Here is a 12,238-nt window from a genome sequence, read left to right as displayed (position 1 = left end):
GCGTCGCGCGCTGTGGCGCGGACGGTGTCGCGTGCCCGGCCGTGCCCGCCGGCCGCGCCGGCACCCGGGACCGGCTGCTGGGCACGGGGAGTGGCGGCTGGCATGGCGTCCTCGATACGACCGTCGGGGGTGGTGAGCCTGGCGTGCGTGAACCCGGCGCGGGCGCCGGGTCTTACAGGCTCTGGTTAGGCAGACCTAAGTGTACGGGGTGCGTCGGGGCAGAATGTGGGCATGCCTACAGATCAGCTGACCATCGGATTCGACCTCGACATGACGCTCGTGGACACCCGCCCCGGCATCCGCGCGGCATACCGCGCGCTGTCCGTGGAGACCGGCACCCACATCGACGCCGATCTGGCCGTCTCCCGGCTCGGGCCGCCGCTGGAACAGGAGATCGCCGAGTGGTTCCCGCAGCACCGGATCGCCGAGGTGTCCGACCGCTACCGCGCGCTGTACCCGGAGTACGCCATCGAGCCGTGCCTCGCGATGCCGGGCGCCCGGGAGGCCGTACGGGCGGTACGGGACGCGGGCGGGCGGGCGATCGTCGTCACCGCCAAGCACGAGCCGAACGCCAAGCAGCACCTGGCCCACCTCGGCATCGAACCGGACGCGGTGATCGGCTGGCTCTGGGCGGAGGCCAAGGCGGAGGCACTGCGGGAGTACGACGCCTCGGTGTACGTCGGTGACCACACCGGGGACGTACGGGGCGCCCGTACGGCCGGGGCGCTGTCCGTCACGGTGCCGACCGGGCCGTGCGAGGCGGACGAACTGCTGGCTGCGGGCGCGGACGTGGTGCTGGCCGGCGGCCTGCCGGACTTCCCGGACTGGCTGGCCGGCTGGCGTACGACGAACCGGGCGGACCAGGACCGGGCGGACCAGGACCGGATGGACGGGGGCGCGGGGGCGGATCCCGGCACGGACCCGGGTGCCGACGTGGCCCGGTGAACGGGCCGCGGGCGGGTGGCTCAGCCCTGGGCGGTGGCCGCCGGAGTGCCGCTGGTCGTGCCGCTGGCCGCGCGCACCGCCTGCCGCTGGGCGGCGGCCGACCGCAGCAGCCCGGCCGCGGCCAGCACGAAGCCCACGCCCATCAGCATGCAGACGAAGTACGCCGGGGCGGGGAACCGTTCGGTGCCCAGGAACAACGGCGCCACCGTGATCAGGGTGGCGAGCGCGCCCAGCGCGAAGACGATGCCGCCGGCCCGTACGAGCCGGTCGCCGGCCTGAGGAGTGTCAGTGCTCACCAGGCCAGGGTAGAGGCTGCCTCAAGCCCGCCGGCACGGGACCGCCGCCCGGCTCGGCGCGTACGGGACGCCGGCTCGGCCGGTCCCGGGTGGTACGAGACGCCGAAGAGCCGCCGTACGAGCTGGCTCCGGGCGCAGGCGATCGACTCCGGTCGGTCCTGCTCGGGCACGGACAGGGCACGAGGCGGGCTCGGATCGGAGCGGGCATCGAGTGGTGTTGATCACGTCGGCGGGCCGATGGGCCGATGGGGTTCAACTGCTCTTGACGCTGGGTAGGGAAGCGGGGACGCTTCATGGCGGGAGCAGGCAGTCACGGCCGGTTTGGATACCCTGACCTGCTAGAACACGTTGGTCCGGTTTGGGTGACGAATGGGGTGCTGCTTTGCCTACCGGCAAGGTCAAATGGTTCAACAGCGAGAAGGGCTTCGGCTTTCTCTCCCGCGAGGACGGCGGTGACGTCTTCGTGCACTCATCCGTGCTCCCGGCCGGCGTGGACGCGTTGAAGCCAGGACAGCGCGTCGAGTTCGGCGTGGTCGCCGGACAGCGCGGTGACCAGGCCCTCTCGGTCAGCCTGCTGGACCCGGCCCCCTCGGTGGCCGCCGCCCAGCGACGCAAACCGGCCGAGTTGGCGTCGATCGTGCAGGACCTGACGACCCTGCTGGACGGGGTGTCGCAGTCCCTGGAGCGGGGCCGCTATCCGGACAAGCAGCACGGCCGCAAGATCGCGGGCATGCTGCGGGCGGTCGCCGACCAGCTGGACGTCTGAGCCGCGAGCGGCGTTCTGGGTGCGGCGGCCGGCGAGGAGCATGTCGTAGCACTGGTTCGTCCAGCGTCCCCGCGTCCCGGTCAGGCTCTCGGGAACGCACCGGGATCGGCCGGAGGGGGTCGAGGGAGGACCAGGCCGTCCTCCCGCTCTCCACTGGCAGGGGCGGGGCCTTGCTCCGCCGCCCAGGCGTGCAGCGCGGCTTCGGCCTCCGCACGGGACACGGGGCCGCCGTCGAGGTGGAGTTGCTGGAGGTGGCGGACGGCCGCCCCGATCATTCGACCTTGAGGTATGCCGAGCAGGGCGATGATCTCCTTGCCGTTGAGGGGCACGGGGACACCGGGCAGCCGCTCGCACAGGGCCCGCTCGGCGGCGGCACGCTCCTCGGACTCGCGCCGGGCCCGCTCTCTCGCGTGCCACTCGTCGTACGTGGTGACGTCGTGGGCTTCCAGAGCCGCGAAGCTCCAGTCCCTCTCGTCCCGTCCTCGGCCGAGGCCCACCTCCAGGAACAGGTCGTGGTAGTCCGGCGCTCCGGGGCCGGCCGAGGCCACGCCGAGCCGGGCGAGCGCCGCGTTGATTGGCCAGTCCTCCCGCGGACCGTCGAAATCCGAGGTGCGCACCGGCCCCCACTCCCGCGCACCAGCCCGCCACAAGGCGGCGGTCTGTCGCCCGTCACCGCCCCAGAAGTCCGCTTCCACCTGGGCCACTGGTCCGGCCCGGAAGAGGTCACGAAGGGTTCGAGGCAGGTCTTCGCGCAACGCGGTGGAAGGCAGCAGCAGTCCCATGCGTTGCCTGAGCGGGGCGACCACCGCCGCTCCTTCAGCCCAGCCGCGTAGGTGGTCGAAGTCGCCTATGACGGCGTCGAGTCGGTACGACATCCGCGCACCGTGGTCGCGTTCCCGCGGCGTCGACCACCCGTTTCCCCGACCGCCACGGGGTCGCCGCCCGCCCGGAACCGCCCGACACGGGGGAGCGGCCGGTCGGCGGTCAGGACGGGAACCGCAGCGCTTCCGGCCCCAGCGGCGGCACGAGTCCCTCGGCCGCGGCGCGGGTGAGCAGCCCGCGCACCGCGGCGTAACCGTCCTCGCCCAGGTCGGGGGTGAATTCGTTGACGTACAGCCCGATGTGCTGCTCGGCGACCCGTGGCTGCATCTCCTGGGCGTGCTCCAGGACGTACGCCCTGGAGGCTTCCGGATCGTCCCAGGCCATCCGTACGGACGTCCGGATGGTGTCGGCCAGGGTGCGCAGCGTCGCCTCACCCAGCGACCGCCTGGCGATGATCGCGCCGAGCGGGATGGGCAGCCCGGTGGTGGCCTCCCAGTGCTCGCCCATGTCGGCGAGGCAGTGCAGCCCGTAGTCCTGATAGGTGAAGCGGGCCTCGTGGATCACCAGGCCGGCGTCCACCTCGCCGTCCCGCACGGCGGGCATGATGTCGTGGAACGGCAGCACCACGATCTCACCCACCCCGCCGGGCACCTCCGCCGCGGCCCAGAGGCGGAACAGCAGGTAGGCGGTGGACCGTTCGCTCGGTACGGCCACCCGGCGGCCGGTCAGCGCGCTGCCCTGGGCGGTGCCGCTGCTGGCTCCGCCACTGGCGTCGCGGGTAGCTCCGCCGTTGTTCACGGCGGCGGGGCCGCCGCCGTGGGGCACGCTCTCCAGCCCCTCGCCGCCGGGCGGACGGGTCAGCACCAGCGGTCCGCAGCCGCGTCCGAGGGCGCCGCCGCAGGGCAGCAGCGCGTACTGGGAGAGCACCCGGGGCAGCACGGCGTAGGAGACCTTGAGCACGTCGGGCAGCGTCTGGGACGCGCCGCCGTGTTCGGCCCAGCGGTTGGTGACGTCGATGTCCGCGAAGGTGACCGTCAGCGGCGGAGCGTCCGGAATACGGCCGTGCGCCCACGCCTCGAAGGTGAAGGTGTCGTTGGGGCAGGGCGAGTAGGCGATGTGCACGGGCCGCTCAGACACGCTTTCTCCAGTCGTCGGTGATCCAGGACCCCAGGATCGGGGTGGCGTTCGCGAACGCCCGGGCGAGCGCGTCCAGCGCCTCCGGGACGCGCCAGGCCGCGCGGTCTCGCGGCCCGACCGAGTTGGAGAGCGTACGCAACTCGAGCACCGGGACGTCGTGTCGGGCGGCGGCCTCGGCCACCCCGAAGCCCTCCATGGCCTCGGCAGCAGCGCCCGGGTGCCGGCCCGCCAACTCGGCGGCGCGGGACGCCGTGCCGGTCGTGGTGGACACGGTGAGCACCGGTCCCGACGTGCCGCCGGTCGCCCGGGCCACGGCGCGTACGAGGGTGGGCGGCGGGCGGTGCTCGTCGGTACCGAAGCCCAACTCGGTGACCGAGGCGAAGCCCTGTGCGGTCTCGGCGCCGAGGTCGGCGGCGATGATGGCGCTCGCCACGACCAGCGGCGCCGGGCCGTCGGGCGTCGGGCCGTCGGGCGGAGGCTCCCGGTCGCGGAACCCGCCGCCGATCCCGGCCGAGACCACCAGGTCGTACGGCGCTCCCGCCAGTGTCGCCGCCGTCAGCGCGGTGCCGCCGCCCGCTCCGGCGGCTCCGGGGCCCACGCCCGCGGCCAGCGCGTCCAGGACGAGCGCGTCGGCCGACGGATCGCTGAGCGCCGGAGCACCGACCGCCGGGCAGCCCCCGGGATCCTCGCCGGGGGCTGCCCGGCGCAACTCCGTGCCGCCGGGCAGCCGGACGGTGACGAGCGTGCCCAGGTCGCGCAGTACGGCGTCCCGCTCGGCGGCCACGGCGGTGACCACCAGCACGCGTGCGGTACGGCCGACCGGCTCGCCGGCGGTCGCCGCTTCGCCGGGATCCGCGATCGCAGCCGCGGTCGTCATCCCGGCCTTGGCCTCGGTGGTCAATCCTGCTTCGCCTGGACCTGCCAGACGCCCTTGACCTTCTTGTCAGCGGTCTGCACCACGGTGATCTTCGCGCTCTCGGTGGGCACCGGCGTGCCCGTGGGGCCCTGCTTCTGGAAGAACGCCTCGCCGGGGAAGGTGAGGTAGGTCTCGTCGCTCGGCTCGGACAGCACCGGCTGGTTGTTGACCAGCAGCAGCCAGCCGTCCTCGGCCATGTCCGGTTCGACGCCGATCCGGATCTTCTCGTCCTTGTCCACCGTGATGGTCTGCTCGGCGTCGTCCTTCTTCGAGCACGCGTTGGCCTTGGCGTCGTCCAGGACCGCGCCGTCCTCGTAACAGGCGGCCTCGGCGGTCACCGTGTCGCTGCCGACCGTGACGGTCATCAGGGGAGTCGGCTTCTCGCACGCGGCGAGGGCGAGCATCCCGAGGGTGACGGTGCCGATGGCGGTGGCGGTACGAAGGCCCCGCCGCGAGCCCGAGAGCGCATTGGTCATGCGGGCAGATTACCGGTCGGTCCGATCCGGCTCCGCGCCGCCCGTCGGCAGCGTGCCGTGTGCCGTGCGCCCCGTGGGCGACCCGGCGGGTTCCGGCGGGCCCCGGCAGGTCCCGACGCGGCCCCGCGGGTCCGGCGTCTCGTACGGACGTGCCAGGCCAGGGCGAGCACCTGGCCCACACAGACCAACCGCCCGGCCGGGCACGGTCGTTCAGGCGACCCGCGCGGGCGTTGAGGTGCCCGTACGGGGCGCGGTCAGCAGGCGGCGGGCGGTCAGGAGCACGCCGAGCGCGATGATCCCCGTACCGACCCACATCCCGAGGGTGCCGCTCAACGGCAGCGAGATGCCGATCCCGCCGCCGACCACCCAGGACAGCTGCACCAGGGTCTCGGACTTGGCGAACGCGGAGGTGCGCACCTCCTCCGGCAGGTCCCGCTGGATCAGCGCGTCCAGGGAGAGCTTGCCCAGTGCCTGCGCCAGCCCGGTGGCGGCGGCGACCGCGGCGACCGCGGCCGTGCCGTACAGCAGGCTGGCGCAGAGCGTCGCGGCGAGCGCGCAGGTCAGCACCGTGGCGATGATCACCTCGGGGGCGCGGTCCCGGAGCCAGGCGCCGAGCGCGGTGCCGAGCGCGTTGCCCGTACCAGCGCCGACCGCCACCAGACCGAGGGACACCGCGGCGGACAGCCCGGTCAGCGGGTGCTCCCGCAGCAGGAACGCCAGGAAGAAGGTGAGGAGACCGGACAGAGCGCGTACGGCGGCGTTGGCGAGCAGCCCCGTACGCACCGAGGAGCCGGCGGACCGCAGCCCCGGCTTGGACGGCTGGCCCTGACCGGGGGCCTTGACCTGGCCACGTCCCTGGCTCGCCCTCGGGTCCGTGGCCGGGTCGGGACGCAGCCGGGCCTTCCGTTCGCCCCTGGCGGAGTCGACCTTGGCGGTGAGGCTGAGGGACAGGACGGCGCCGGCGAGGAAGACCGCGCAGGCGCCGTACAGTGGCCAGTGCGGACCCACCTGGTGCAGCAGTGCGCCGACCGGGGCGGCGACCCCGGTGGCGAGCAGACCGGCGAGGGTGACCCGGGCGTTGGCCTTCACCAGTGAGACGCGGGGCGGCAGCAGCCGGGGCACGACGGCGGAGCGCACCACCCCGTACGCCTTGGAGGACACCAGGACACCCAGCGCTGCCGGATACAGCTCCAGCCCGCCGGTCGCGACGGTGCCCGCGAGGAGCAGCGCTAGGAACGCCCGGGCCAGCATGGCGGCGGCCATGGCGGCCCGCCGGCCGTGCGGAAGCCGGTCGAGCAGCGGCCCGATCACCGGGGCGAGCAGGGCGAACGGGGCCATGGTCACCAGGAGGTAGAGCGCGACCCGGTCGCGTGCCTCGCCGGTGGGCACGGAGAAGAAGATGGTGGAGGCGAGCGCGACGGTGATCAGCATGTCGCCGAAGGCGTTGACCGCGTGCAGTTCGATGAGGCGGCTCAGCCCGGACTCGCCGGCCCCGCCCGCCCGCGTGGCCCGACGGACACGGCGGCCCAGCGCCGCCGGCGTCCGCCACAGCACGTGTCCCGTACGTCGCAGGCGCCCCGGATGTGCGTCGTTCGGGGCGTGCGCGCGGGGCTCGTCGGCAGGCACGGGCCTCAGTCTGCCGCAGTACGTCCGATATGCGGCTGTTCCGATGCTTGGGTGTCTTCGGCGGCTGCTCCCGGAGCGGCCCCGGTCGCCCGGGTAACCACCGGTCGCCTGGTCGCCCGGGTAACCACCGGTCGCTCGGGCGGGTGTACGCCGTACGCCCGCGCGCCCGTACGCGTCGTGCCCTGGAATCACCGGGCGCCGCGGGCCTCGTGGCCGGTGGTGGCCACCGCGCTGATCCTTGGCTGGACGGTTGGGGTAGCGTTGGACAGCGGTGCGCTCCGCACGGCCATCGAGCGTGGGCGCGGACGTCGCAGCGGTCGTAGGTTCCGCTCCGTCCGTGTTCCCCGCCCCGCCCGGTCCGTACGGTCGACGCACGGTCAGACTGCGACGAGGGCGCCGCTACGGCGTGGGAGAGACGATTCTGGTGAGTGCTGCATGAGCGCCGCGACCCGAGGCCGCCGTACGTCCCGCACGCCCGACCGGCTCTGCGCGGAGGCCGTCGAACTCGCGCGGGAGGCCGCCCAGGAGGCCGCCCGGCCCGGCGAGGTCGGCGAGTGGCTGACGGCCGTGGCGGACGGGGACCGGGTGGTGACCCACCTCTTCGAGTGCCGGGAGCCCGGCTATCGCGGGTGGCGCTGGGCGACCACGGTCACGCGGGCGGCGCGCGCGAAGGTCGTCACGCTGGACGAGACGGTGCTGCTGCCCGGTCCGGACGCCGTGCTGGCGCCGGAGTGGGTGCCCTGGAGCGAGCGGCTGCGGCCGGGGGACATGGGGCCGGGCGACCTGTTGCCCGCCGAACAGGATGATCTGCGGCTGGAGCCCGGCTTCTCCGGGGAGGACGTACCGCCGCCCAACTCAGCGGTCCCGGAGCCGGGGACGCGGTGGCAGACCGTACCGGAGGCGGCGGAGCGGCCGGCGACGGAGCGTGCGGCGGCGGAGCGGCCGCAGCCCGAGCGCGCGGGGTCGGAGGCCGGCGAGCCGACGGTCGTGGAGACGTCCGGGGACGGGCAGCCGAGCCGGGGAGACATCGCCGAGGTGGCCGAGGAGATCGGGATGACCCGGGCTCGGGTGCTGTCCCGGTACGGCCTGCACCAGGCCGCCGACCGCTGGGAGGAGGCGCACGGCCCGACCAGCGCCATGGCCCAGGCGGCTCCGGGTTGTTGTCAGAGCTGCGGCTTCCTGGTGCCGCTGGCCGGTTCGCTGCGGCAGTCCTTCGGACTGTGCGCGAACCAGTTCAGCCCCGCCGACGGTCAGGTCGTCGCGCTGACGTACGGCTGCGGCGGGCACTCCGAGGCCGCCGTGATGCCGGCACCGCCGCAGCCGCCGCCCCCGGTGCTGGACGAGACCCGTACGGAGGCGCTGAGCCTGAGCGACGCGGGTGAGGCGACCGACGAGAGCGAGGTGGCCGACGCGGATGCGGGGGCCGGCGCGGACGGCTCGCGGGCCTCCGGCTCCGGTGGCTCCTCGGCCAAGAAGACCGCGTCGAAGAAGAGCGCGGCCAAGAAGACCGCGTCGAAGAAGACCGCGGCCAAGAAGACCGCGTCGAAGAAGACCGCTGCCAAGAAGACCGCGGCCAAGAAGACCGCGCCGGAGAAAGCCGCGGCCAAGAAGACCGCTGCCAAGAAGGACAGAAGCCCCGGCTCGTAAGGCGTCAGCCGGCCAGGCGAGTCGGCCGCGAGACTCACCCCCAGTGGCCCCGTCCGGCGGCGGTGGCCGCGTCTGCCGGGAAGGCCAGGAGCCGCCTCCCTCCCACCGGGACGTGGGACGCCGCCGGGCCTACCCTGGTCCGCTCTCGGGCGGCATGATCTGTGCCTGGAGGTGGTGGCGGTGGAGCCCCTGGCCGAGTCTGACCCGCGGGAGATCGGGCCCTACCGATTACTGGCCGTACTGGGCCACGGCGGTATGGGCCGGGTCTTTCTGGGTACCGCGTCGGACGGCCGGCTGGTGGCCGTCAAACTCATCCGCGCGGCCCTCGCCGACGACGTGCGTCATCAAGGGCGGTTCAGGCGGGAGGTCGCCGCGGCACGCAGGGTGCGCGGTGCCCACACCGCGCCGGTGCTCGACGCGGATCTCGACGCGCCCGCCCCGTGGTTGGCCTCGACCTTCGTCGTCGGCCCGTCATTGCAACAGGTGGTCGACGCCAGCGTGACCGGTGACGCTACCGACGGAGCCACCACCGTCGGCGTCACTTCCGGGACGTTTCCGGAGAAGGCCGCTCTGCGACTGGCCGGGGGTCTGGCCGCCGCCCTCGACGAGATCCACGGGGCGGGCCTGGTGCACCGGGACCTCAAGCCGGACAACATCCTTCTCACCGATGAGGTCACCACGACCGGCGTCCCGCTCTCCGGGCGGGGCGGCGTGCTGGTCAACGACGCGGGTGTCCGGGTGGTCGATTTCGGTATCGCGCTGGCCGTCGACGATCAGCCGGGCAGCACCCGGCTGACCCGGACCGGCTGGGTGCTCGGCTCGCCGCCCTACATGTCTCCCGAACAGGTCGAAGGAGCCACGATCACGCCGGCGAGCGACATCTTCTCGCTCGGTTCCGTGCTGGTCATGGCTTGTACCGGGGCGAGCCCGTTCACGGGAACGTCGCTCCAGCAGGTGCTCCACAACGTCCTGTACGCCGAGCCCGACCTGTCGGCGCTCCCCGGCCGGGTGCGCGAGGTCGTCGAAGCATGTCTGGCCAAGAACCCCGCCGAGCGGCCCGACACGAGCCGCCTCACCGACCTCATCAGCCATGCCGCTATGTCCACCCGACCCTGGCCGTGGCGCGTACCGGACCTCATACGGGACCAGCGCGCCGAGGTCGACCGGATTCTCGGACCCGCGGACGAGGCGACCAGCACCGGAACAGCGGGAGACGACAAGATCGACGAGCGGTCGTGGGACAGCAAGGCAACCGATCCGACGCCGTTCACGGTGGACGCCCTGCTGCCCGAGAGGATCGTCAACGATCTCGACGCCGAGTACTCGCGGGTGGCGGCGGGCCCTCGGCCGGCTGAGGAGGTCGGGCCCCGGAATCTGGCCTCCGTGCTCACCTCCTGCGACTGCCCGCAGGTGATGGCCGGGGTGTATCTGGAGCAGCGTAGCCCGAACCCGCCCATCCTGATCTCTGTCAGCGTCTTCCCGATGCCGGACGCCGCGATGGCCTCCATGGTCTACGACTTCCTCCGCCAGAGCGGCGTGTGGAGAAAGAAGCTGACGTTGTGGTCCGCCCAGTCCCACAGCGATGGCAGCCCACGCCGTGGCGACTACGACGACGGATTCTTCGAACGTGCCCACATGCGCACCTCCGGGCGCTACGTGATCACCGTCCGGACCCTACGCACCGACCTCCTCGCGGAATCCTGGCTCTATCCGTACGCGTACGCCGCGACGAACCGAGCTTCGCGCTCCTGCGGCCCGGAGAACTACGGAAAGCGCTGACGGAGTAGTCCGGTCGCCGGCCGGGAGCGCCGGCGCTCCCGTGTATCAATGGCGGCGGAGTCGGACCCGGGCCGGTCCCGGCGAAATGGCGCATCTGGTGTGGGAGCGGCGACCAGCCCCTCCGACGCCCGGCCGGTCCTTACGGGCGCGGTCTGCTGCCGGGCTCCGGATTGCCGTACCGTCAGCGCACGACAGCGGACGGACACACCCGCGACGCCCGAGGGTGTACGGGTGGCTGAGCGAGGAGGCNGCGGCGGCGGCCGGCGAAACCAGCCCCGGGGACGCCGGGGACGCCGAAGACACCGCACTGGAGCGGGGCCGTGGGCAGGCGGCGGAGAGACCGGTCGAGGACACCGAGCCGGCGGAGGCCGCCGCGGCCGAGGAGACCGTGCCGACCGAGGGTGGCGCGCGACCCGAGGGGGCTGCCTAATGCTTCTGTCAAGCCACGAGATGCAGGGGTGGCCGGTGCTGGAAGGGCTGGCGATCGCGGAGCATGGCGTAGAGGACGTTGACCTTGCGTCGTGCCAGAGCGATGAGGGCCTGGTGATGCCGTTTGCCTTCGGCCCGCTTCCGGTCGTAGTAGGCCCGCGAGGTGGGATCACGCTGGATCGAGCAGAACGATGCCTGGTAGAAGACGCGTTTGAGGGCCTTATCGCCTCCGGTCGCACTGCGCGAGTAGCGCACCTTCCCGGATTGGGTCAGCACCGGTGCGACGCCGGAAGCCGCTGCGAGGGCGTCGGCGCTGGGGAAGCGGTGGATGTCGCCGATCGCTGCGATGAACTCGGCGGTGAGGACGGCCCCCATCCCCGGCAGGCTGCGGATGAGGGCCCCGTCAGGGTGGGCGGTGACCAGCTCCTCGATCTCGGCCTCCAGGGCCTTGAGGCGGGCCTTGCCGGCCGCGAGTTCATCGGCCAACTCGCGCACGAGGGCAGCCGTGCGACGCTCCCCGGGCAAGGAGGGTTTCTGCGCGCGTGCGGCGGTGACCGCAGCTTCGGCCAGGGCCTGGGCGGTCGTCTGCTTGCTGACGCCATGACGCCGCAGGTAGGCGGTGATACGGGCGGTGCCGGCGCGACGGATTTCGTCCGGGGTCACGTAGCGGCTCAGCAGGATCAATCCGGATTTCAAGGTGGGATCCACCACGCGTTCCAGTCCCGGGTGAATGCCGGTGAGCAGGTCGCGCAGCCGCGAGGTGCGTGCGGTGGCTTCCTTGACGAGCGTGGTGCGGTGGCTGACCAACAGCCGCAGTTCCACGGTCTGTTCGTCCGGGAGGTCGACCACGCGCAGGTCGTCGCGGAGCATGACCTGCTCGGCGATGGTCTTCGCGTCGCGGGGGTCGGACTTGTTCTCACCACCGCGTGTCCCGCGCCGGGCCCGGTTGACGGTGAGGCCCGGAACGTGGACGCAGCGCAGGCCCTCGGCCAGGAGCATTGCGGTCAGCAGACTTGCGATGCCGCCCAGGATGTCCAAGCCCACGGCGACCTGCCCGTGTTCGTCCTGGATCGCGAGCAGTTCGGTGACGGCGTTGGCGATAGCTTCGGGTGTGTTGTCGACCCGGTGGTTGAACAGCGGGCGCCCGCGGTCGTCGGTAACCGCGAGCCAGTGAAAGTCCTTGGCGATATCGAATCCGGCCTGGGCTGTCACGGTGGCGCTCCCCTCGCTCGGCGACGTGCGGCGCGACTCCTCCCGCCTGTCCTCGCCCTACACAGCGATGGTCCGCAGAGCCTAATCAGCAGTCCGGAAGAAGTGGCGGGGCAGGGGGATCAGCCACCTGAGCCATCGAGGGCAGCCAGCATGAAAACCATCCCTGCCCCACCCGCGCTGCCCCAGA

General features: G+C 72.8%; 10 protein-coding genes and 1 pseudogene. 4 read left to right on the top strand and 7 right to left on the bottom strand.

What is annotated here, in order from left to right; all coding sequences use genetic code 11:
- The first annotated feature begins 231 nt into the window (after positions 1–231).
- Positions 232–945, top strand: coding sequence for an HAD family hydrolase (locus AN216_RS05230; RefSeq protein WP_079166280.1), 714 nt, complete (start codon positions 232–234; stop codon positions 943–945).
- 20 nt (positions 946–965) lie between these two features.
- Here the strand turns inward: AN216_RS05230 and AN216_RS05225 are convergent, their stop codons facing one another.
- Positions 966–1,241 carry a hypothetical protein gene (locus AN216_RS05225; protein ID WP_070195409.1) on the bottom strand — a complete coding sequence of 92 codons (276 nt, stop codon included), beginning with the start codon at positions 1,239–1,241 and terminating at the stop codon, positions 966–968.
- A gap of 382 nt (positions 1,242–1,623) precedes the next feature.
- Between AN216_RS05225 and AN216_RS30610 the strand changes: the two genes are divergently transcribed.
- Positions 1,624–2,007, top strand: coding sequence for a cold-shock protein (locus AN216_RS30610; RefSeq protein ID WP_070195408.1), 384 nt, complete (start codon positions 1,624–1,626; stop codon positions 2,005–2,007).
- A gap of 80 nt (positions 2,008–2,087) precedes the next feature.
- Here the strand turns inward: AN216_RS30610 and AN216_RS05215 are convergent, their stop codons facing one another.
- From AN216_RS05215 to AN216_RS05195, 5 genes are all read right to left on the bottom strand, one after another.
- Positions 2,088–2,882: a hypothetical protein gene (locus AN216_RS05215; RefSeq protein ID WP_244502325.1), complete on the bottom strand. Its 795-nt coding sequence runs from the start codon at positions 2,880–2,882 to the stop codon at positions 2,088–2,090.
- Positions 2,883–2,991: 109 nt separating this feature from the next.
- Positions 2,992–3,966 carry a 1,4-dihydroxy-6-naphtoate synthase gene (locus tag AN216_RS05210; RefSeq protein ID WP_070195407.1) on the bottom strand — a complete coding sequence of 325 codons (975 nt, stop codon included), beginning with the start codon at positions 3,964–3,966 and terminating at the stop codon, positions 2,992–2,994.
- Complete coding sequence (locus AN216_RS05205; protein WP_244502324.1) at positions 3,959–4,867, bottom strand: futalosine hydrolase; 909 nt, start codon at positions 4,865–4,867, stop codon at positions 3,959–3,961. The genes AN216_RS05210 and AN216_RS05205 overlap by 8 nt, the downstream gene beginning before the upstream one ends.
- Positions 4,864–5,358, bottom strand: coding sequence for a hypothetical protein (locus tag AN216_RS05200; protein ID WP_070195406.1), 495 nt, complete (start codon positions 5,356–5,358; stop codon positions 4,864–4,866). The genes AN216_RS05205 and AN216_RS05200 overlap by 4 nt, the downstream gene beginning before the upstream one ends.
- A gap of 210 nt (positions 5,359–5,568) precedes the next feature.
- Positions 5,569–6,984, bottom strand: coding sequence for an MFS transporter (locus tag AN216_RS05195; protein WP_170843034.1), 1,416 nt, complete (start codon positions 6,982–6,984; stop codon positions 5,569–5,571).
- A gap of 435 nt (positions 6,985–7,419) precedes the next feature.
- Here AN216_RS05195 and AN216_RS05190 point away from each other — a divergent pair.
- Both AN216_RS05190 and AN216_RS05185 read left to right on the top strand, forming a co-directional pair.
- Positions 7,420–8,400: pseudogene (locus tag AN216_RS05190) on the top strand (DUF3027 domain-containing protein); the annotation flags it as partial.
- A gap of 411 nt (positions 8,401–8,811) precedes the next feature.
- Positions 8,812–10,410 (top strand): serine/threonine-protein kinase, encoded by a 1,599-nt coding sequence (locus AN216_RS05185; RefSeq protein WP_139140859.1) that lies wholly within the window; start codon positions 8,812–8,814, stop codon positions 10,408–10,410.
- Between the two features lie 438 nt (positions 10,411–10,848).
- Here AN216_RS05185 and AN216_RS05175 read toward each other — a convergent pair whose 3' ends face one another.
- Complete coding sequence (locus AN216_RS05175) at positions 10,849–12,051, bottom strand: IS110 family RNA-guided transposase (RefSeq protein WP_070195402.1); 1,203 nt, start codon at positions 12,049–12,051, stop codon at positions 10,849–10,851.
- Positions 12,052–12,238: the final 187 nt, after the last annotated feature.

The sequence above is a fragment of the Streptomyces oceani genome, assembly GCF_001751245.1.
In the GTDB taxonomy this organism is placed as follows: domain Bacteria; phylum Actinomycetota; class Actinomycetes; order Streptomycetales; family Streptomycetaceae; genus Streptomyces; species Streptomyces oceani.
The sequence above is the reverse complement of the archived record's forward strand: the minus strand, read 5'-3'. Positions and strand labels throughout refer to the sequence as shown.

Bases quoted from the DNA above. Each gene is read 5' to 3' on its own strand.
- AN216_RS05230 (WP_079166280.1), top strand. From the start codon at position 232: ATGCCTACAGATCAGCTGACCATCGGATTCGACCTCGACATGACGCTC.
- AN216_RS05215 (WP_244502325.1), bottom strand. From the start codon at position 2,882: ATGTCGTACCGACTCGACGCCGTCATAGGCGACTTCGACCACCTACGC.
- AN216_RS05200 (WP_070195406.1), bottom strand. From the start codon at position 5,358: ATGACCAATGCGCTCTCGGGCTCGCGGCGGGGCCTTCGTACCGCCACC.